This window comes from Pseudomonas sp. Snoq117.2 (genome assembly GCF_900110545.1).
GTDB lineage: Bacteria > Pseudomonadota > Gammaproteobacteria > Pseudomonadales > Pseudomonadaceae > Chryseomonas > Chryseomonas benzopyrenica.
The window spans coordinates 36,817-55,609 of record NZ_FOED01000003.1 but is presented as its reverse complement, the minus strand read 5'-3'; the positions used below and the strand labels follow the sequence as shown (position 1 = coordinate 55,609).

The following is an 18,793-nucleotide window of genomic DNA, read 5'->3' as shown; positions in this document are numbered from 1 at the left end:
GGATAAGCAGACCTGTTACGCACAGCACGATTATCCACAACAAAAAGCCCCGGGATGTCCAGAGAGGTCAGACGGCGTTATCCACAGAGCTGACGGTCATGGGTCTGCTCCTGATGGCCGTAACGGCTATCTACCGGGAAACTGCGTGGCCATGTGGATAACCTGGGTGGGGAGGGATACAATGGGCGTTTGCTCATGGCCCGTCCGGGCCGCTCCAGTTCTTGGGAGACGCTGTGTCGGTCGAACTCTGGCAACGTTGCGTGGATGTGCTGCGCGACGAGCTGCCTTCGCAACAATTCAATACCTGGATCCGGCCACTGCAGGTGGAAGCGGAAGGGGATGAGCTGCGGGTGTTCGCGCCCAACCGCTTCGTGCTCGACTGGGTCAACGAGAAGTACCTGAGCCGTATCCTCGAATTGCTCGAGGAACATGCCGACGACGGCATCGCGCCGGTGCTTTCCCTGCTGATCGGCAGCAAGCGCAGCAACAAGCCGCGCCCGGCCCAGACGCCCAGCAGCCAGAGCAGTCCGCTGCCACCCCCGGTGCAGGCGCCACAACCGATCCAGTCGGATATCGTCACCGCGGGCGTTGCCCTGGAAGACGTGACCGCGGAACTGGCCGAGGCCGACGAGCCGGCGGTCAAGACCGAGCGTACCGTGCAGGTGGAGGGTGCGCTCAAGCACACCAGCTATCTGAACCGGACCTTCACCTTCGAGAACTTCGTCGAGGGCAAGTCCAACCAGCTGGCCCGCGCCGCGGCCTGGCAGGTGGCGGACAATCCCAAGCACGGCTACAACCCGCTCTTCCTTTATGGGGGCGTGGGTCTGGGTAAGACCCACCTGATGCACGCGGTGGGCAACCACCTGCTCAAGCGCAATCCGAACGCCAAGATCGTCTATCTGCATTCGGAGCGCTTCGTCGCCGACATGGTCAAGGCGCTGCAGCTCAACGCCATCAACGAATTCAAGCGTTTCTACCGTTCGGTGGATGCGCTGCTGATCGACGACATCCAGTTCTTCGCCCGCAAGGAGCGTTCGCAGGAAGAGTTTTTCCACACCTTCAACGCCCTGCTCGAAGGTGGACAACAGGTGATCCTCACCAGCGACCGCTATCCCAAGGAGATCGACGGCCTGGAAGAGCGGCTCAAATCGCGCTTCGGCTGGGGTCTCACCGTGGCCGTGGAGCCGCCGGAGCTGGAGACGCGGGTGGCGATCCTGATGAAGAAGGCCGACCAGGCCAAGGTCGACCTGCCCCACGACGCCGCCTTCTTCATCGCCCAGCGCATCCGCTCCAACGTGCGGGAACTCGAAGGCGCACTCAAGCGGGTGATCGCCCATGCCCACTTCATGGGCCGGGACATCACCATCGAGCTGATCCGCGAATCGCTCAAGGATCTGCTGGCGCTGCAGGACAAGCTGGTCAGCATCGACAACATCCAGCGCACCGCGGCCGAGTACTACAAGATCAAGATCGCCGATCTGCTGTCCAAACGCCGCTCGCGTTCGGTCGCCCGGCCGCGGCAGGTCGCCATGGCGCTGTCCAAGGAGCTGACCAACCACAGCCTGCCGGAAATCGGCGACGCCTTTGGCGGACGCGATCACACGACGGTGTTGCATGCCTGTCGCAAGATCGCCGAACTTCGGGAATCCGACGCGGATATTCGCGAGGATTACAAGAACCTGCTGCGTACCCTGACCACCTGACGGACGCGGCCCTGGCAAGGACCTGACCATGCATTTCACCATTCAACGCGAAGCCCTGTTGAAACCGCTGCAGCTGGTGGCCGGTGTCGTGGAACGTCGGCAAACGCTGCCGGTGCTGTCCAACGTACTCCTGGTCGTGGAAGGCCAGCGACTATCGCTGACCGGTACCGACCTGGAAGTCGAGCTGGTTGGCCGGGTCGATCTGGAAGAAGCCGCCGAAGCCGGTGAGATCACCGTGCCGGCGCGCAAGCTGATGGACATCTGCAAGAGCCTGCAGCCCGATGCGCTGATCGACATCCGCACCGAGGAACAGAAGCTGCTGATCCGTGCCGGACGCAGCCGTTTCACCCTGTCCACCCTGCCGGCCAACGACTTTCCCACCGTGGAAGAAGGTCCGGGCTCGCTGAAGTTCAGCATTCCCCAGGGTCGCCTGCGCCGTCTGATCGAGCGCACCGGCTTCGCCATGGCCCAGCAGGACGTGCGCTACTACCTCAACGGCATGCTGCTGGAAGCCAGCACCGGACGCCTGCGCGCCGTGGCCACCGACGGTCACCGCCTGGCCATGTGCATGCTGGAGGCCGATGTCGACCAGGCCGAGAAGCACCAGGTCATCGTGCCGCGCAAGGGCATCCTGGAGCTGTCGCGCCTGCTCACCGAACCGGAAGAGCCGGTCAACGTGGTCCTGGGCCAGCACCATATCCGCGCCACCACCGGCGACTTCACCTTTACCTCCAAGCTGGTGGACGGCAAGTTCCCCGATTACGAGCGCGTCCTGCCACGGCATGGCGACAAGCTGGTACTGGGCGAGCGTCAGCACCTGCGCGAGGCCTTCAGCCGCACTGCCATTCTCTCCAACGAGAAATACCGGGGCATCCGCCTGCAGCTGGAAAACGGCTTCATGAAGATCCAGGCCAACAACCCGGAGCAGGAAGAAGCCGAGGAAGAACTGCAGGTCGACTACGACGGCGGCAGCCTGGAGATCGGCTTCAACGTCAGCTACCTGCTCGACGTGCTGGGCGTGATGACCACCGACCAGGTGCGCATCACCCTGTCCGATTCCAGCAGCAGTGCGCTGTTGCAGGAGGCGGGCAACGACGATTCCTCCTATGTCGTGATGCCGATGCGCCTCTGATCGCCGCTCGATGACGCTGATCCGCTTCAACGCCGACCGCCTGCGCAATCTGCAGGCGGTCGCGCTTCAACCCTCGCCACGGGTTAATCTGCTGCACGGCGCCAACGGCAGCGGCAAGACCAGCCTGCTGGAAGCCATCCACCTGCTGGGACTGGCCCGCTCCTTTCGCAGTACCAAGCTGGCGCCGGTCATCCAGCATGAGCAGGCCAGCTGCACGGTGTTTGGCCACGTGCGGCTGCCCGGTGGCCAGGACTGCAACCTGGGCATCCAGCGCGAGCGCGGTGGCGACTACCAGATCCGCATCAACGGCGAGAATGCCCGTAGTGCGGCGCAGCTGGCCGAGGTGCTGCCGCTGCAGCTGATCAACCCCGATGGCTTCCGGCTGCTCGAAGGCAGCCCCAAGATCCGACGGCAGTTTCTCGACTGGGGCGTGTTCCACGAGGAACAGCGTTTCCTGCCCCTGTGGCAACGCTTGCAAAAGGCGCTCAGGCAGCGAAATCACTGGCTCAGACGTGGTAAAATCGACCCTGCGGCGCAGGCCGCCTGGGATCAGGAACTGGCCCTGGCCAGCGGCGAGATCGATGGCTTTCGCCAGGCCTATATCCAGCGTCTGAAGCCGGAGTTCACCGCGGTGCTGGCCGAGCTGATCCAGCTCGATGGCCTGACCCTGAGTTACTACCGCGGCTGGGACCGCGAGCGCGATTTGCGCGAGGTGCTGGCAGACAGTCTGCCACGGGATCTGCAGCTGGGGCATACCCAGGCCGGTCCCCAGCGCGCCGACCTGCGGATCCGCATCGGCAACCACAACGCGGCGGACATCCTGTCGCGCGGCCAGCAGAAGCTGGTGGTGTGCGCACTGCGCATCGCCCAGGGGCGGCTGGTCAACCAGGTCAAGCGGGGCCAGTGCGTCTATCTCATCGACGACCTGCCTTCGGAACTGGACGAGGGACACCGGCTGGCCTTGTGCCGGCTGCTGGAGGCACTGGAGTGCCAAGTCTTCATCACCTGTGTCGAGCGCGAGACGCTACAGGCCGCCTGGCGGCCGGAGACAGAGGTCAGCGTGTTTCACGTGGAACACGGCCATATCAAGCAGACCCACACTAGCGGGAGCCAAGCATGAGCGAGACCAATACCTACGACTCTTCCAGCATCAAGGTGCTGAAGGGACTGGATGCCGTGCGCAAGCGCCCCGGCATGTACATCGGCGATACCGATGACGGCACCGGCCTGCACCACATGGTCTTCGAGGTGGTGGACAACTCCATCGACGAGGCCCTGGCCGGCTTCTGCAGCGAGATCAGCATCACCATCCACATGGACGAGTCCATCACCGTGCGCGACAACGGTCGCGGCATCCCGGTGGACATCCACAAGGAAGAAGGCGTCTCGGCGGCCGAGGTCATCATGACCGTGCTGCACGCCGGCGGTAAGTTCGACGACAACACCTACAAGGTGTCCGGCGGCCTGCACGGCGTGGGCGTCTCAGTGGTGAACGCCCTGTCCGAGGAGTTGCGGCTGACCATTCGCCGTGCCGGCCAGGTGTGGGAGCAGGTCTATGTCCACGGCGTACCCCAGGCGCCGCTGGCGGTGATCGGCGAGACCGACACCACCGGTACCCAGGTGCACTTCAAGCCTTCGGCCGAGACCTTCAACAACATCCAGTTCAGCTGGGACATCCTGGCCAAGCGGATTCGCGAGCTGTCCTTCCTCAACTCCGGCGTCGGCATCGTCCTGCGCGACGAGCGCAGCGGCAAGGAAGAGCTGTTCAAGTACGAAGGCGGCCTGCGCGCCTTCGTTGACTACCTGAACACCAACAAGACCGCGGTGAACGAGGTGTTCCACTTCCAGGTGCAGCGCGACGACGATGGCGTCGGCGTGGAAGTGGCCCTGCAGTGGAACGACAGCTTCAACGAAAACATCCTCTGCTTCACCAACAACATTCCCCAGCGCGACGGCGGCACCCATCTGGCCGGCTTCCGTTCGGCGCTGACGCGCAACCTGAACAGCTACATCGAGGCCGAGGGCCTGGCCAAGAAGTTCAAGGTGGCCACCACCGGTGACGACGCCCGCGAAGGCCTGACTGCCATCATCTCGGTCAAGGTGCCGGATCCCAAGTTCTCTTCCCAGACCAAGGACAAGCTGGTTTCCTCCGAGGTGAAGACCGCGGTGGAACAGGAGATGGGCAAGCACTTCTCCGACTTCCTGCTGGAGAATCCCAACGAGGCCAAGGCGGTGGTCGGCAAGATGATCGACGCGGCCCGGGCCCGGGAAGCGGCGCGCAAGGCGCGGGAGATGACTCGCCGCAAGGGCGCGCTGGACATCGCCGGCCTGCCCGGCAAGCTGGCGGATTGCCAGGAAAAGGATCCGGCGCTGTCCGAACTCTACATCGTGGAGGGTGACTCCGCCGGTGGTTCGGCCAAGCAGGGCCGCAATCGGCGCACCCAGGCGATCCTGCCGCTCAAGGGCAAGATCCTCAACGTCGAGAAGGCGCGCTTCGACAAGATGCTCTCCTCCCAGGAGGTGGGCACCCTGATCACCGCGCTGGGCTGCGGCATCGGTCGCGAAGAATTCAACATCGACAAGCTGCGCTACCACAACATCATCATCATGACCGATGCTGATGTCGACGGCTCGCACATCCGTACCCTGCTGCTGACCTTCTTCTTCCGCCAGATGCCGCTGCTGATCGAGCGGGGCTACATCTACATCGCTCAGCCGCCGCTGTACAAGGTGAAGCGTGGCAAGCAGGAGCAGTACATCAAGGACGACGAGGCGATGGAGGAATACCTGACCCAGACCGCCCTGGAGGAAGCCAGCCTGCACGTCAACGAGAACGCCCCGGGTCTGTCCGGTGTGGAGCTCGAAAAGCTGGTGAACAGCTATCGCCAGGTGATGAAGACCTTCAAGCGTCTGTCGCGGCTGTATCCGGCCGACGTCAGCGAACACCTGCTGTACCTGCCCCGCGTGGGCGTGGAGCAGCTGGGTGACGAGGCGGCCATGCGCGAGTGGCTAGCCACTCTCGAGACGCGCCTGAAGGCCGCCGAGCGCAATGGCACCACCTACACCTTGAGCCTGCGCGAAGATCGCGAGCGCAGCCTGTGGCTGCCGGAGGTCGAGACCCGGGCCCACGGCCTGTCCAGCTACGTGACCTTCAACCGGGATTTCTTCGGCAGCAACGATTACCGCCTGGTGACCGAGCTGGCTGCCCAGCTGGACAACCTGCTGGAAGAAGGCGCCTATGCCAAGCGCGGCGAACGCCGTCGCCCGGTCAGCACCTTCAAGGAAGCCTGGGAGTGGCTGATGGTCGAGACCAGCAAGAGATTCAACATCCAGCGCTACAAGGGCCTGGGCGAGATGAATCCGGATCAGCTGTGGGAAACCACCATGGACCCGAACGTGCGTCGCATGCTGCAGGTGACCATCGAGGACGCCGTGGCGGCCGACCAGATCTTCAACACCCTGATGGGCGATCACGTGGAGCCGCGTCGCGATTTCATCGAGAGCAATGCCCTGGCGGTGTCGAACCTCGACGTCTGATTCCAGCGGTTATGCACAAGCCCCGCCATGCGGGGCTTTTTTGTGGAAAACATTCTGGCTAGACGAAGATGCCGTTTCGTTCCCTGGGAAGGATTGCCACTCATCTTATAGCCAGAGGTTTTGTGGATAGTTTTCCTCAGCTGCTTTTCGCAAAGCCTGTAAAGCAGCACAAAGAGGCCGTGCCATGCGGCATAGAGACACAGGCTATAACGGGCGATCCTGTGGATAAGCCTGGGAATAAGCTTATTGGTACTTGTGGATGACAGGGGATTCGCGGTAGCGGCCCACGATCAGGGCGCAGGAAAACCTCAGGATGTCCTGTGGATAAGTCTGTGGGAAACGCGAGGAAAACTGTCGGAAACAGCCAGGCCTTGCGGCCTGGCGATCAGGCGACGCAGCGCTCGACTGGGCTGGCGTCGGGCTTGGGGGCGAGGGCCTGTTCGATGAAGGCGAAGCAGCGGGCATTGAGATCGACAATGGCGCGGGGATCCTGGCCCTGGGGATAGAGCAAGGGGCCGATGCTGACCTTGATGGTTCCCGGCGACTTGATCCAGGAACGATTGGGCCAGTAGGCGCCGGCATCGTGGGCGATGGGCAGGATGGGCACGTTCAGGCTGCAGGCCAGGGCGGCGCCACCGCGGGAGAACTTGCCCATCTGACCGTAATCGATGCGCGTGCCCTGGGGAAAGATCAGTACCCAGCAGCCCTGGGCCAGGTAGCGGCCGCCCTGCTCGGTCAGCTGCTGGAGAGCCAGCTTGCCGTTGTCGCGGTCGATGGCGATGGGCTTGAGCAGCGAGAAGGCCCAGCCAAAGAAGGGAATCCGCAGCAACTCGCGCTTGATCACCTGGGAGGTGGGTTCGAACTGGGCGGACAGGAAGAAGGTTTCCCAGGTGCTCTGGTGGTTGGCCACGATCACGCAGGGCTGCGCCGGGACGTTTTCCAGGCCGTCGATCTCGTAGCGAATGCCGCAGATGACCTTGGCCAGCCAGACGGCAAAGCCGGTCCAGGCCTTGACCACCAGCCGATAGCGGGCGCGATAGGCCAGGAAGGGCGCGATCAGCAGGCTGACGCAGGACCAGAGGATGCCGCTGGTCCCCAGCAGCACGTAGAACAACAGGGTACGCAAGAGCCGCATCAGCGCGTTTCCTCGAGCAGGTGATCAGCCACCGCGGCCAGGTCGGCGAAGACCTGGGTGCCGGCTGGTAAAGGCTTGGCCAGGGTGCGCTCGCCCTTGCCGGTGCGCACCAGATAGGGGGTGCAGCCCAGGGCCACGCCGGCTTCCAGGTCGCGCAGGCTGTCGCCGACCACGGGGACTCCCGCGAGATCAGGGAGCCCATACTGGGTGGCGATGGCGCGGAACAGGCCGGGCAGCGGCTTGCGGCAGTTACAGCCCGCTTCCGGGCCATGGGGGCAGTAGAGGATCAGGTCGACCCGACCGCCCTCCTCGGCCAGCAAGCGTTGCAGCTTCTCGTGCATGGCCGCCAGGTCATCTTCCGTGAAATAGCCCCGGGCCAGACCGGACTGGTTGGTGGCCACGGCCACCTGCCAGCCGGCCCGGTTCAGCCGAGCGATGGCAGCAAGGCTGCCGGGCAGCGGTTGCCACTGCTCGGCGCTGCGCACGTAGTCATCGGAATCGACATTGATGACGCCGTCGCGGTCCAGCACGATCAGCTTCATGCCTAGCCCAGCACCGAGATGTCGGCGATGCCGAGGAACAGGCCGCGCAGGTGGGCGAGCAGCGCGTAGCGATTGGCGCGGACGCGCTCGTCCTCGGCGTTGACCAGCACCTCGTCGAAGAAGGCATCTACCGGGGCGCGTAGACTGGCCAGGCGTTCCAGGGCTTCGCGGTAACGGCGGGCTTCGGCCAGGGGCGCGGCATCCCGCTCGGCGTCGGCGATGGCGGCGGCCAGGGTGCGCTCGGCGTCGGTCTCGAACAGGGCGGCATCGGCCTGGGCCGCGACCTGACCTTCGAACTTGCCGAGCAGGTTGGAGACGCGCTTGTTGGCGGCGGCCAAGGCTTCGGCTTCGGGCAGGCGACGGAAGGCTTGCACGGCCTGGACGCGCTGGTCGAAGTCCAGCGCCGAGGCCGGGCGCAGGGCGCGCACGGCCAGGTAGGCGGCGGTGTCGATGCCTTCGTCCTCGTAGCGGGCGCGCAGCCGGTCGAAGACGAAGTCCAGCACCTGCTCCTGCAGGCCCGCGGCCTTGACCCGCTCGCCGTAGCCGCCGATGGCGAAGGCGACGGCGGCCGGCAGATCCAGCTCCAGGCCTTTCTCGATGAGGATGCGCAGCACGCCCAGGGCCTGACGGCGCAGGGCGAAAGGATCCTTGCTGCCGGTGGGCAGCATGCCGATGCCGAAGATGCCGACCAGGGTGTCGAGCTTGTCGGCCAGGGCCACGGCCGCACCGGTCAGGGTCTGCGGTAGTTCGGCGCCAGCGCCACGCGGCATGTACTGCTCGTTGAGCGCCAGGGCCACGTCTTCCGCCTCGCCGCCCTTCTTGGCGTAGTAGTAGCCGGCGATACCCTGCATCTCGGGGAATTCGCCGACCATCTCGGTGGCCAGGTCGCACTTTGCGAGCACGCCGGCGCGGTGGGCGCGCTCGGCATCACCGCCGATGCGTTCGGCGATGAACGCGGCCAGGGCAGCGACGCGCTGGGCCTTGTCGTAGACCGTACCGAGCTGGGCCTGGAAGACCACGTTCTTGAGGCGCTCGTTGAAGCTTTCCAGCGGCTGCTTCTGGTCCTGCTTGAAGAAGAACTCGGCGTCGGTGAGACGGGGGCGGACCACCTTCTCGTTGCCGCTGACGATCTGCGCCGGATCCTTGCTCTCCAGGTTGGCCACGGTGATGAAGCGCGGCAGCAGCTTGCCCTGGGCGTCCAGCAAGCAGAAGTACTTCTGGTTGTCCTGCATGGTGGTGATCAGGGCTTCCTGGGGCACCTCGAGGAAGCGTTCCTCGAAGGCGCACACCAGCGGCACCGGCCATTCCACCAGGGCGGTCACCTCGTCCAGCAGCGCGGGCGGCACCACGGCGCTGCCCTGCTCCGCCGCGGCCAGTTCGGCCACGCGGGATTCGATGAGCTGGCGGCGTTCGGCGAAGTCGGCCAGCACATGGGCGGCACGCAGGTCGGCGGCGTAGTGGGCCGGGGCGCTGATGCGCACGGCATCGGGATGATGGAAGCGATGGCCGCGGGACTCACGGCCGGCACGGCGGGTGAGGATCTCGCAGTCGATGACCTCGTCACCGAGCAGCATCACCAGCCACTGGGTCGGCCGGACGAATTCCTCGCGGCGGGCGGCCCAGCGCATGCGCTTGGGAATCGGCAGCTCGGCGAGGGAGGCTTCGACGATGCCGGGCAGCAGCGCGGCGGCGGGCTGACCGGGGATGCTCTGGGAGAATCTCAGCTTGGGGCCGCTGCGATCGATGGCGCTGATGTCGACGCCGCACTTGCGGGCGAAGCCCAGGGCGGCCTGGGTCGGCTGGCCATCGGCGCCAAAGGCGGCCTGGAGCGGCGGGCCGTCTAGGTTGACGCTACGCTCGGGCTGCTGGGTCTGCAGGGCTTCGACCAGCACGGCCAGGCGGCGCGGCGCGGCATAGGCGCGGGCGCTGGCATAGCCTAGACCGGCCTGCTTGAGGCCCTTCTCGATGCCGGCGAGAAAGCTGTCGCCGAGGGTCTTGAGCGCCTTGGGCGGCAGTTCTTCGGTACCCAGTTCGACCAGGAAATCCAGAGTGGTGCTCATCATTCGCCCTCCTTGAGCAGCGCCTGGACATCGTCGCGACCCAGGACCTCGTCACGCAGCGCCGGGGTGGCCAGGGGGAAGCCCAGGCGGGCACGGGCCTTGAAGTAGCCCTGGGCGACGCTGCGCGCCAGGGTGCGCACGCGCAGGATGTAACGCTGGCGCTCGGTCACCGAGATGGCGCGGCGGGCGTCCAGCAGGTTGAAGGTGTGGGAAGCCTTGAGCACCATCTCGTAGGTGGGCAGCGGCAGGTCCAGGGCGATCAGGCGATTGGCCTCGGACTCGTAGAAGTCGAACAGCTCGAACAGCTTGGGCACATTGGCGTGCTCGAAGTTGTAGGTGCTCTGCTCCACCTCGTTCTGGTGGAAGACGTCGCCGTAGGTCACGGTGCCGAAGGGGCCGTCGGCCCAGATCAGGTCATAGACCGAGTCCACGCCCTGCAGGTACATGGCCAGGCGTTCGAGGCCATAGGTGATCTCGCCGGTCACCGGATAGCACTCGATACCGCCCGCCTGCTGGAAGTAGGTGAACTGGGTGACTTCCATGCCGTTGAGCCAGACTTCCCAGCCCAGACCCCAGGCGCCCAGGGTGGGCGATTCCCAGTTGTCCTCGACGAAGCGCACGTCGTGCACCAGCGGATCCAGACCGATGGCGGCCAGGGAGCCCAGGTAGAGCTCCTGGAAGTTGTCCGGGTTGGGCTTGAGGACCACCTGGAACTGGTAGTAGTGCTGCAGGCGGTTGGGGTTCTCGCCATAGCGGCCGTCGGTGGGGCGGCGGCTGGGCTGCACATAGGCGGCGTTCCAGGTCTCGGGACCGATGGCGCGCAGGAAGGTGGCGGTGTGGAAGGTACCGGCGCCAACTTCCATGTCATAGGGCTGAAGTACCACGCAGCCCTGCTCGGCCCAGTATTGCTGCAAGGCCAGGATCAAGTCTTGGAAGGTGCGCACGGTGGGCTTGGACTGGCTCACGAAAGATACCCGTTCGGCTGCGACGAAAAGCCGGGGAGTATAGCTGAAAGCCGGGGGTGGCCACATGGGGGCTTTAGGGCTGCCCGACGGGAAAGTGCCTGCTCCCGTTATCGCAACCGTGGGCCAGCGTAGGTTGGGTTGAGCGTAGCGAAGCCCAACAGTGTCTCGGGGCGCCGGCGATGTTGGGCTTCGACGATAGAGCCGTCTCAACCCAACCTACGGTCTAGTGCTGCCATGGCTGCGATACGCTGGCAACCTGATAGCGTGGAAAAGCGCCTGGTGAGGCCGTTGGATTCGTCTCATCGACCTGGCAACTGCGCTAAGGTGACGTCTCCCCTCGCCGTCCGAGCCTTCGCCATGCCGCGTTGCTTCTGGTGCACCGCCGATCCGCTGTACATCGAGTATCACGACCACGAATGGGGCGTGCCCCAGCGCGATCCGGCGGTGCTCTTCGAATTTCTCTTGCTGGAAGGCTTTCAGGCCGGGCTGTCGTGGATCACCGTGCTGAAGAAGCGCGAGCGCTATCGCCAGGTGCTGCACGGCTTCGATCCCCGGCGCCTGGCGCAGCTGAGCGATGCCGAGATCGAGGCGCTGATGCAGGATCCGGGCATCATCCGCAACGGCGCCAAGCTGCGCGCCGCCCGTCAGAATGCTCAGGCCTGGCTCAGGCTCGAAGACCCGGCCGGCTGGCTATGGTCCTTCGTCGGCGGTGCGCCGAAGATCAACCATTTTCGCGACAGCCACGAGGTACCGGCGATCACCCCGGAAGCCGAGGCCATGAGCAAGGCGCTCAAGAAAGCCGGTTTCACCTTTGTCGGCCCGACCATCTGCTATGCCCTCATGCAGGCCATGGGGCTGGTGATGGACCACACCCTCGATTGCGACCGCCATGCCGAGCTGGCATCTTTGTCGGCAGAACCGCAGGAAAAGTCGAATGTATAGGCGTCAGTTGGCGCGAACCTTACGCTTTCTTAACGTTTCCGGGGCTTGTAGACGCTAAACTGTCGGCGCATTCAGACAGGAGTCCCTCTTTTGGAAAGATTCAAAGGCGCGCTGATGATCGCCTTCCTGCGCCTTTTCGCCCTGCTGCCCTGGCCGCTGGTGCAGCGCCTGGGTGGATTCATCGGCTGGTGCATGTGGAAGCTGCCGACTCGCGCCAGCAAGGTCACCCGCATCAACCTCGCCCATTGTTTTCCCGAACTCGATGCCGCCGGTCTGGAACGGCTGTCGCGCGAGTGCCTGCGCGGCATCGGCAAGACCCTGACCGAAAGCGCCTGCGCCTGGATCTGGTCACCCCAGCGTTCCCTGCGCCTGGTGCGCGAGGTGGAAGGCATGGACGTCCTGCAGGAAGCCCTGGCCTCCGGCGATGGCGTGGTGGGCATCACCAGCCATCTGGGCAACTGGGAGTTGCTCAACCACTTCTATTGCTCCCATGCCAAGCCGATCATCTTCTATCGGCCGCCCAAGCTGAAGGCGGTGGACGACCTGCTCAAGCGCCAGCGGGTCCAGCTGGGCAACCGCGTGGCGCCCTCCACCCCGGAAGGCATCATCAGCGTGATCAAGGAAGTCCGCCGCGGCGGCGCCGTGGGGATTCCGGCCGATCCTGAGCCAAGTCGCAGCGCCGGCCTCTTCGTGCCCTTCCTCGGCACCACTGCCTTGACCAGCAAGTTCGTGCCCTCGCTGCTGGCGCGCGGCAAGGCCCGCGGGGTGTTCTTCCATGCCGTGCGCCTGGCAGACGGCAGTGGTTACAAGGTGATCCTGGAAGCCGCGCCCGCAGCCATGTACGACCCGGATCCGGAGGTCTCGGTGGCCGCCATGAGCGAGGTGCTGGCCGGCTACGTACGGCGCTATCCGACCCAGTACATGTGGAGCATGAAGAGGTTCAAGAATCGCCCGGATGGCGAGGAGAAGTGGTACTGAGGTCTTTCGCCCGGGTCCTGCCCGGGCGCTGAGGGGCAGGAGGTGGTCCTACGACCTATCGCTCGGCGCTTCGCCAGGACCGTTCGGTCGGCGCGCGGCTGACAGCCGCTGGGCTTTGCCGGAAGCTGCCCGGACCTCTAGGGAACGCCCAAGCCAGGGAGTCAGGCGATGAATTCGCGCGATCAGCGCCAACATACCCGTACCCCACTCAAGTGCCGGCTGTGGATCGCCTATCCGGATGGCGAGATCGTCGGTGAGACCCGCGACCTGTCCGATGGTGGCGTCTATGTGGTGCATCCCGAGCTGACCCGGCTACCGCAGGGCACCCGCGTGGTCGGCCAGGTACTCGATCTGCCGATCGAAGCGCCCAAGGTGACCATGGAAGTCATGCGCACCGACGCCGACGGCGCGGGCCTCAGGTTCCTGCGCGATCAGGACTGAGCGCGGCGCGCCAGGCGCTTGAGAAACACCGTCATCTCCTTTTCCGCCTGCTTGTCGCCCTTGGCTTGCGCCGCCTGCAGGCCCTGGGTCCAGGCCGCCTCGGCGCTGGCCGGGTCGCCGCTCCCCTCATGGGCCTTGCCCAGCAGTTTCCAGGCCGCCGAATAGGCCGGATCGAATTCGACGCAGCGCGCCAGGTGCTCGATCGCCCGCGCGGGCTCCCCGGCATCCAGATAGCCCTTGCCCAGTCCGAACCTGAGCAGGGCATTGTCCTGGCCGCGAACGAGCATTTTCTCCAGGGATTCGAGCATGGCGGACTCCGGTAGCAGCGGGAGGGACGGGCCGATTCACGACCTTGAGCCGAACATTCTGCCCCGACTACGGCAGCCTGACGATCCGGTGTTGAAAGTGCCATATGTCAGGTGGACGGGCAGGTTGGTCTGGAACAGGCCTTTTGCCATCATTTTGTGACGTGTTTCACTTTAAGCTGACTGATCTATCGGCGCCTAGGACGGCCGCAGGATCTGATGAAGCTGTTTTCTTCCCTCAGTCGCAAGCTTGTGCGGGACGGTGCCCACATCGTCGACCCGCGTCAGGCAAAGAGCCCCTGGCTGCTGATCCTGACGCTGACATCGCTGCTGACATTCGCTCTGGGCTGCTGGCTGGGTGGTCGGGTTTCGCCTGCTGCAGCTCCGGCCACCCCAGTCGCTGCCACTCCGGGCAGCGCCAGCACAACGGTGGCCCTGGAGCGAATGGGCGTGCTGGTCGGCCGGCTGCAATCGCTGGAGGCCGATACCCAGGCGCTGCAGCGGATGCTGGAGCAGAACAGGCAATTGCGCGACCAGGTGAGCGCGGTCGACCCCAGTCTGCTGGTCGAGCCTTCCACGCGAGGTGCCCAGGGCGGTGCCTGGCTGCCGGCGCGATCCTGTAACGCCGGCGCCGCCAGCCAGGGCTTGCCTCTGCGCATGCTGGGTGCCAGCGAACAGGTAGCGCTCTGCCTGCGTCAACAACTGGATCTGCTGCTGAACCGGGTGGCCAGTCGCAATGCCGCCCTGATGGCGATTCCCTCGCTACGCCCAGTGGAACAGGCCCGTCTGGGATCGCTGTTCGGCAATCGGGTCGATCCCTTTACCGGTCACCTGGCGTTTCATTCCGGTGTCGACTTCGCCGCGCCCACTGGCACTCAGGTACACGCCGCGGCCGGGGGGCGTGTCCAGGTCACGGGCGCCCTGGGTGGCTATGGCAATCGGGTGGAGGTCGCTCACGGCAATGGCCTGGTCACCCGCTATGCCCATCTGAGCCGCATCTTCGTCAAGGAAGGCCAGGTGGTCATCCCCGGGCAACTCCTGGGTGCGGTGGGCTCCACTGGACGCTCGACCGGGCCTCATCTGCATTTCGAGGTCTTGCGTGACGGCCAATTCCTCGACCCCCAGCGCTTTCTTGCCCTAGGCCGACTGGAGCCCGAGCGCGATGGCCAGGCGCGCGACTAGTCGAGCGTCGAGTCGCGAGTTGCTGCGCGGCGAATTTCGCCTGCAGCCGGTCCCGCGACGGCGACTGGCCGGCTGGGTTGGTTTGTGCCTGCTGCTGTTGATACCGCTCGCGTTGCTGGTGGTCGGGCAGCGGATCCACCAGGGATACCAGGCGGAACTGAATCACCTGCAAGCCGAGAATCAGCACCTGCGCGATCGTCTGGCGCAGCAGACGCTGGATCTGCAACTGGGTGCGGCCACCGAACGCCAGTTGCTCGAACGCAACGCCGCCCTGTTGGCGCAGGTCGAGCGCCTGAGCGCGGAGCTGGCCTTCTTCCGTCGCCAGAATCAGAAACCCTAGTTGGAGAGCAGCACGGATGTTCAACAGAAAGAAGGCGGTTCCTCGCCCCGCGGTGAATGGCTTTTCCAGTCTCATCGCCGACAACCTGTCGATCCGCGGTGATCTGGAGTTCAGCGATGGCCTCAAAGTCGACGGCCGGGTATGCGGCAGCATCAGTTTCAAGTCCGGCACCACCAGCCTGCTGGCGATCAGTGCCAATGGCGTGGTGGAGGGCGACGTGAGCAGCTACGACGCCCTGATCGATGGCACCATCGTCGGCGATCTGCGGGTCGAGCATCTGCTGGAGCTGCATTCCAATGCGCGGGTGCAGGGCAACATCACCTATCGCCAGCTGAGCATGGAGAACAGCGCCGTGGTGGAAGGCACCCTGAGTCGCCTCGAAGAAGGCTCCCCGGTGCTGGAGCTGCCCCAGGCGGAGGTACGCGCGCAGTTGCCGCACCCAGCCGCCACCGCGGAGAAGCGTCCGCAGCAGGGTACGAACCAGCCGCTACCGCCAGAGGCTAGCGAGCAATCTTGATCAGCTTGCAGTAATAGAAGCCGTCGTGGCCGTCGGGCTGCGGCAGGAGCTGGCGACCATGGGGCTGGGCGAGGCCCCAGGGCGCGGGGATATCCAGTTCGCGGGCGCCCGGGGTGCGGGCGAGAAAGGCGGCGAGGTTGTCGCTGTTCTCTTCCGGCAACACCGAGCAGGTGGCGTAGACCAGGATGCCGCCGACGTCCAGCGTCGGCCAGAGGGCGTCCAGCAATTCGCCCTGCAACTGCACCAGGGGCGCGATATCGCTGGCCTGACGGGTCAGCTTGATGTCCGGATGGCGGCGGATCACCCCGGTGGCGCTGCAGGGAGCGTCCAGCAGGATGCGCTGGAAGGGCGTGCCGTCCCACCAGTCGGTTACGGCGCGGCCGTCGGCGGCCAGGGTGCGGGCGGTGAGGCCCAGCCGTGCCAGATTCTGCTCGACGCGCTCCAGGCGACCGGCATCGGCGTCCAGCGCCACCACCTCGGCCAGCCCCGGCTCACGTTCCAGCAGATGGCAGGTCTTGCCCCCGGGCGCGGCGCAGGCGTCAAGCACCCGCTGGCCGGGCGCCAGCTCCAGCAGTTCGGCCGCCAGCTGCGCGGCTTCGTCCTGCACGCTGAGACGCCCCGCTGCAAAGCCCGGCAGGGCGGTGACGTCCTGGGGTTGCAGCAGGCGGATGCCGTCGGCGCTGAAGGCGCAGGGCACGGCCTCGATACCGGCGGCGGCCAGCTCGGCCAGATAGCTGTCGCGACTGCCCTGGCGGCGATTGACCCTGAGGATCAGCGGCGGGTGCAGGTTGTTCGCGGAGGCGATGGCTTCCCAGTGCGCCGGCCAGCGCGCCTTGAGCGTCTTCTGTAACCAGCGCGGATGGGCCAGGCGCGCGGCCGGGTCATGCTCCAGGGCCGGTAGCAGGCTGTCGTATTCACGCTGGGCACGGCGCAGCACGGCGTTGAGCAGGCCCTTGGCCGAGGACTTCTTCAGCTTGTCGACGCAGCCCACCGTCTCGCCGATGGCGGCGTGGGCCGGGATGCGGGTGTGGAACAGCTGGTAGAGCCCGATCAGCAGCAGGGCTTCGAGATCGCGGTCGCCGGCCTTGAAGGGTTTCTGCATGAGCTTTTCCGCCAGCAGCGACAGGCGCGGCTGCCAGCGGGCGGTGCCGAAGGCCAGGTCCTGGGCCAGGGCGCGGTCACGCGGATCGACCTTGGCCAGTTGCTCGGGCAGGCTGCTACCGAGGGAGGCGCGCCCGGCCAGGACCGCCGCCAGGGCGCGGGTGGCCGCCAGCCGCGGATTCATAGACCCAGTACCTGGCCGGGGGCGAAGCGTTCGCGGCGGGCGTTGTAGAGATCGGCGAAGCCCAGCGGCTTGCCACCGGGCAGTTGCAGCCGGGTCAGACGCAGGGCGCCCTCGCCACAGGCCACCAGCAGGCCTGCGCGATCGGCGTCGAGCACCATGCCGGGAACGCCCTGCCCTTCCGCCAGTTCGGCGGCCCAAACCTTGAGCGGTTCACCGGCCAGGGCGGTGTGGCACAGCGGCCAGGGATCGAAGGCGCGGATACGGCGCTCCAGTTCCACCGCCGGCCGACCCCAGTCCAAGCGGGCCTCGTCCTTGTTGAGCTTGTGGGCGTAGGTGGCCAGGTTGTCGTCCTGTACCTCGCCCTGCAGACTGCCGTCGGCCAGACCCGGCAGGGCCTGGACCACGGCGGCGGCGCCCAAGGCGGCCAGGCGATCGTGCAGGCTGCCACCGGTGTCCGTGGCGGTCAGCGGCGTGGTCACCTTGCTCAGCATGGGGCCGGTATCCAGACCGGCTTCCATGCGCATCACGGTGACCCCGGACTCGGCATCGCCGGCTTCCAAGGCGCGCTGGATGGGCGCGGCGCCGCGCCAGCGCGGCAGCAGCGAGGCATGGCTGTTGATGCAACCCAGGCGCGGGATATCCAGCACCGCCTGGGGCAGGATCAGACCGTAGGCCACTACCACCAGCAGGTCGGGTTCCAGGGCCGCCAGGGTGGCCTGGGCCGCGGGATCGCGCAGGGTCGGCGGCTGCTGCACGGGAATGCCGTGGCTCAGTGCCAGCTGCTTGACCGGGCTCATGGCCAGTTTCTGGCCCCGCCCAGCGGGACGGTCCGGCTGGGTATAGACGGCGGCAATGGGATAACCGGCGTCGATCAGCGCCTGCAGGTGCACGGCGGCGAATTCCGGGGTTCCGGCGAAGACGAGGCGAAGGGATCTGGACATGGCGGACCTGGCGGAAAGGGCGAGCGGCGGACGCCGATGACGCCGTCCGCCAGGGCGATCAGGCCTTGTGGCGCTGCTGCTTTTCGAGCTTCTTCTTGATGCGATCGCGCTTGAGCGGCGACAGATAGTCGACGAACAGCTTGCCGTCGAGGTGATCGATCTCGTGCTGGATGCACACCGCCAGCAGGCCGTCGCACTCCAGCTCGAAGGGCTTGCCGTCGCGGTCCAGGGCAGTCACCCGGACGCGCTCGGGACGGCAGACCTTTTCGTAGAACCCGGGGATCGACAGGCAGCCTTCCTGGTACTCGCCTAGTTCCTGGGTGAGCGGCTCGGCCTCGGGGTTGATGAAGACCAGCGGTTCGCTCTTGTCTTCGCTGACGTCGATCACCACCAGGCGGCGATGAACGTTGACCTGAGTGGCGGCCAGACCGATGCCAGGCGCTTCGTACATGGTCTCGAACATGTCGTCGATGGTCTGGCGCAGGGCATCGTCGACCACGTCGATGGGCTTGGCGACGGTGCGCAGGCGGGGATCGGGGAATTCGAGGATGTCTAGGATCGCCATGGCGTTGAGGGCACTTGTGGAATACAGTCAAGGGGCGCTGCTAAGATGCCGCAGCGTTGTTTCCACCCGGCTCGAGCTGGTCCCGAGCGGTGGATGACGTCGGTCGACGGGGATGAGCGCCTGCGCTGCCCGGTGCCGACGAAGGTGGCGATCAGGGCACGACTGGGGCGATTCCCCGACGTTTGCGTGAAGACGGTTCTTCAAAGCTAAGTGTAAAGGGATT

General features: G+C 65.6%; 18 protein-coding genes. 10 read left to right on the top strand and 8 right to left on the bottom strand.

The window, feature by feature from the left end:
- Nucleotides 1-233: 233 nt before the first annotated feature.
- From dnaA to gyrB, 4 genes are read left to right on the top strand one after another with little or no spacing between them, the layout of a single operon-like run.
- Nucleotides 234-1,703 carry a chromosomal replication initiator protein DnaA gene (gene dnaA / locus BMZ43_RS09660; protein ID WP_017641477.1) on the top strand — a complete coding sequence of 490 codons (1,470 nt, stop codon included), beginning with the start codon at nt 234-236 and terminating at the stop codon, nt 1,701-1,703.
- Between the two features lie 28 nt (nt 1,704-1,731).
- Nucleotides 1,732-2,835, top strand: a complete 1,104-nt coding sequence (dnaN, locus tag BMZ43_RS09655) for a DNA polymerase III subunit beta (protein ID WP_007160136.1) — start codon at nt 1,732-1,734, stop codon at nt 2,833-2,835.
- Nucleotides 2,836-2,845: 10 nt separating this feature from the next.
- Nucleotides 2,846-3,955 (top strand): DNA replication/repair protein RecF, encoded by a 1,110-nt coding sequence (gene recF, locus BMZ43_RS09650; protein WP_093252936.1) that lies wholly within the window; start codon nt 2,846-2,848, stop codon nt 3,953-3,955.
- The gene (gene gyrB / locus BMZ43_RS09645; protein ID WP_017641479.1) at nt 3,952-6,372 is read left to right on the top strand and encodes a DNA topoisomerase (ATP-hydrolyzing) subunit B; all 2,421 of its coding nucleotides are present in this window, start codon (nt 3,952-3,954) and stop codon (nt 6,370-6,372) included. The genes recF and gyrB overlap by 4 nt, the downstream gene beginning before the upstream one ends.
- 385 nt (nt 6,373-6,757) lie before the next feature.
- On the opposite strand, the gene BMZ43_RS09640 is transcribed toward gyrB, so the two are convergent.
- Genes BMZ43_RS09640 through glyQ form a run of 4 tightly spaced genes read right to left on the bottom strand, consistent with a single transcriptional unit; the run spans nt 6,758 to nt 11,074 of the window.
- The gene (locus BMZ43_RS09640; RefSeq protein WP_068384406.1) at nt 6,758-7,507 is read right to left on the bottom strand and encodes a lysophospholipid acyltransferase family protein; all 750 of its coding nucleotides are present in this window, start codon (nt 7,505-7,507) and stop codon (nt 6,758-6,760) included.
- Nucleotides 7,507-8,049 carry a D-glycero-beta-D-manno-heptose 1,7-bisphosphate 7-phosphatase gene (gmhB, locus tag BMZ43_RS09635; RefSeq protein ID WP_093252932.1) on the bottom strand — a complete coding sequence of 181 codons (543 nt, stop codon included), beginning with the start codon at nt 8,047-8,049 and terminating at the stop codon, nt 7,507-7,509. Before gmhB ends, BMZ43_RS09640 begins: the two co-directional genes overlap by 1 nt.
- 2 nt (nt 8,050-8,051) lie before the next feature.
- On the bottom strand, nt 8,052-10,109 hold the full coding sequence (glyS, locus tag BMZ43_RS09630) for a glycine--tRNA ligase subunit beta (RefSeq protein WP_068384402.1): 2,058 nt from the start codon (nt 10,107-10,109) through the stop codon (nt 8,052-8,054).
- Nucleotides 10,109-11,074 carry a glycine--tRNA ligase subunit alpha gene (glyQ, locus tag BMZ43_RS09625; RefSeq protein WP_017641483.1) on the bottom strand — a complete coding sequence of 322 codons (966 nt, stop codon included), beginning with the start codon at nt 11,072-11,074 and terminating at the stop codon, nt 10,109-10,111. The genes glyS and glyQ overlap by 1 nt, the downstream gene beginning before the upstream one ends.
- Nucleotides 11,075-11,431: 357 nt before the next feature.
- Here glyQ and BMZ43_RS09620 point away from each other — a divergent pair, with 357 nt between their 5' ends.
- The 3 genes from BMZ43_RS09620 (at nt 11,432) to BMZ43_RS09610 (ending at nt 13,435) form a co-directional block, all read left to right on the top strand.
- The gene (locus BMZ43_RS09620) at nt 11,432-12,016 is read left to right on the top strand and encodes a DNA-3-methyladenine glycosylase I (protein WP_068384400.1); all 585 of its coding nucleotides are present in this window, start codon (nt 11,432-11,434) and stop codon (nt 12,014-12,016) included.
- A 90-nt stretch (nt 12,017-12,106) separates the two neighbouring features.
- On the top strand, nt 12,107-12,994 hold the full coding sequence (locus BMZ43_RS09615; RefSeq protein WP_017641485.1) for a lysophospholipid acyltransferase: 888 nt from the start codon (nt 12,107-12,109) through the stop codon (nt 12,992-12,994).
- A gap of 168 nt (nt 12,995-13,162) precedes the next feature.
- Nucleotides 13,163-13,435: a PilZ domain-containing protein gene (locus BMZ43_RS09610; protein WP_017641486.1), complete on the top strand. Its 273-nt coding sequence runs from the start codon at nt 13,163-13,165 to the stop codon at nt 13,433-13,435.
- Here the strand turns inward: BMZ43_RS09610 and BMZ43_RS09605 are convergent.
- The gene (locus BMZ43_RS09605; protein ID WP_068384398.1) at nt 13,426-13,743 is read right to left on the bottom strand and encodes a tetratricopeptide repeat protein; all 318 of its coding nucleotides are present in this window, start codon (nt 13,741-13,743) and stop codon (nt 13,426-13,428) included. The two genes, BMZ43_RS09610 and BMZ43_RS09605, sit on opposite strands and share 10 nt — an antisense overlap.
- A gap of 216 nt (nt 13,744-13,959) precedes the next feature.
- Here BMZ43_RS09605 and BMZ43_RS09600 point away from each other — a divergent pair, with 216 nt between their 5' ends.
- From BMZ43_RS09600 to BMZ43_RS09590, 3 genes are read left to right on the top strand one after another with little or no spacing between them, the layout of a single operon-like run.
- Nucleotides 13,960-14,922 carry a M23 family metallopeptidase gene (locus BMZ43_RS09600; RefSeq protein ID WP_068384396.1) on the top strand — a complete coding sequence of 321 codons (963 nt, stop codon included), beginning with the start codon at nt 13,960-13,962 and terminating at the stop codon, nt 14,920-14,922.
- On the top strand, nt 14,903-15,262 hold the full coding sequence (locus BMZ43_RS09595) for a hypothetical protein (RefSeq protein WP_026083892.1): 360 nt from the start codon (nt 14,903-14,905) through the stop codon (nt 15,260-15,262). The genes BMZ43_RS09600 and BMZ43_RS09595 overlap by 20 nt, the downstream gene beginning before the upstream one ends.
- A 16-nt stretch (nt 15,263-15,278) precedes the next feature.
- A complete protein-coding gene (locus BMZ43_RS09590; RefSeq protein WP_093252927.1) occupies nt 15,279-15,779 on the top strand; it encodes a bactofilin family protein in 501 nt (166 codons plus the stop codon).
- On the opposite strand, the gene rsmB is transcribed toward BMZ43_RS09590, so the two are convergent.
- From rsmB to def, 3 genes are read right to left on the bottom strand one after another with little or no spacing between them, the layout of a single operon-like run.
- Nucleotides 15,763-17,064: a 16S rRNA (cytosine(967)-C(5))-methyltransferase RsmB gene (gene rsmB, locus BMZ43_RS09585; protein ID WP_068384392.1), complete on the bottom strand. Its 1,302-nt coding sequence runs from the start codon at nt 17,062-17,064 to the stop codon at nt 15,763-15,765. The genes BMZ43_RS09590 and rsmB overlap by 17 nt on opposite strands.
- Nucleotides 17,061-18,005 carry a methionyl-tRNA formyltransferase gene (fmt, locus tag BMZ43_RS09580; protein ID WP_068384391.1) on the bottom strand — a complete coding sequence of 315 codons (945 nt, stop codon included), beginning with the start codon at nt 18,003-18,005 and terminating at the stop codon, nt 17,061-17,063. Before fmt ends, rsmB begins: the two co-directional genes overlap by 4 nt.
- A gap of 58 nt (nt 18,006-18,063) precedes the next feature.
- Nucleotides 18,064-18,570, bottom strand: a complete 507-nt coding sequence (def, locus tag BMZ43_RS09575) for a peptide deformylase (RefSeq protein ID WP_064307096.1) — start codon at nt 18,568-18,570, stop codon at nt 18,064-18,066.
- Between the last annotated feature and the right edge of the window lie 223 nt (nt 18,571-18,793).

Bases quoted from the DNA above. Each gene is read 5' to 3' on its own strand.
- BMZ43_RS09600 (WP_068384396.1), top strand. From the start codon at position 13,960: ATGAAGCTGTTTTCTTCCCTCAGTCGCAAGCTTGTGCGGGACGGTGCC.
- gmhB (WP_093252932.1), bottom strand. From the start codon at position 8,049: ATGAAGCTGATCGTGCTGGACCGCGACGGCGTCATCAATGTCGATTCC.
- def (WP_064307096.1), bottom strand. From the start codon at position 18,570: ATGGCGATCCTAGACATCCTCGAATTCCCCGATCCCCGCCTGCGCACC.
- BMZ43_RS09595 (WP_026083892.1), top strand. From the start codon at position 14,903: ATGGCCAGGCGCGCGACTAGTCGAGCGTCGAGTCGCGAGTTGCTGCGC.
- dnaN (WP_007160136.1), top strand. From the start codon at position 1,732: ATGCATTTCACCATTCAACGCGAAGCCCTGTTGAAACCGCTGCAGCTG.
- BMZ43_RS09640 (WP_068384406.1), bottom strand. From the start codon at position 7,507: ATGCGGCTCTTGCGTACCCTGTTGTTCTACGTGCTGCTGGGGACCAGC.
- BMZ43_RS09620 (WP_068384400.1), top strand. From the start codon at position 11,432: ATGCCGCGTTGCTTCTGGTGCACCGCCGATCCGCTGTACATCGAGTAT.
- gyrB (WP_017641479.1), top strand. From the start codon at position 3,952: ATGAGCGAGACCAATACCTACGACTCTTCCAGCATCAAGGTGCTGAAG.
- glyS (WP_068384402.1), bottom strand. From the start codon at position 10,109: ATGAGCACCACTCTGGATTTCCTGGTCGAACTGGGTACCGAAGAACTG.
- BMZ43_RS09590 (WP_093252927.1), top strand. From the start codon at position 15,279: ATGTTCAACAGAAAGAAGGCGGTTCCTCGCCCCGCGGTGAATGGCTTT.
- fmt (WP_068384391.1), bottom strand. From the start codon at position 18,005: ATGTCCAGATCCCTTCGCCTCGTCTTCGCCGGAACCCCGGAATTCGCC.
- recF (WP_093252936.1), top strand. From the start codon at position 2,846: ATGACGCTGATCCGCTTCAACGCCGACCGCCTGCGCAATCTGCAGGCG.
- BMZ43_RS09605 (WP_068384398.1), bottom strand. From the start codon at position 13,743: ATGCTCGAATCCCTGGAGAAAATGCTCGTTCGCGGCCAGGACAATGCC.
- BMZ43_RS09610 (WP_017641486.1), top strand. From the start codon at position 13,163: ATGAATTCGCGCGATCAGCGCCAACATACCCGTACCCCACTCAAGTGC.
- rsmB (WP_068384392.1), bottom strand. From the start codon at position 17,064: ATGAATCCGCGGCTGGCGGCCACCCGCGCCCTGGCGGCGGTCCTGGCC.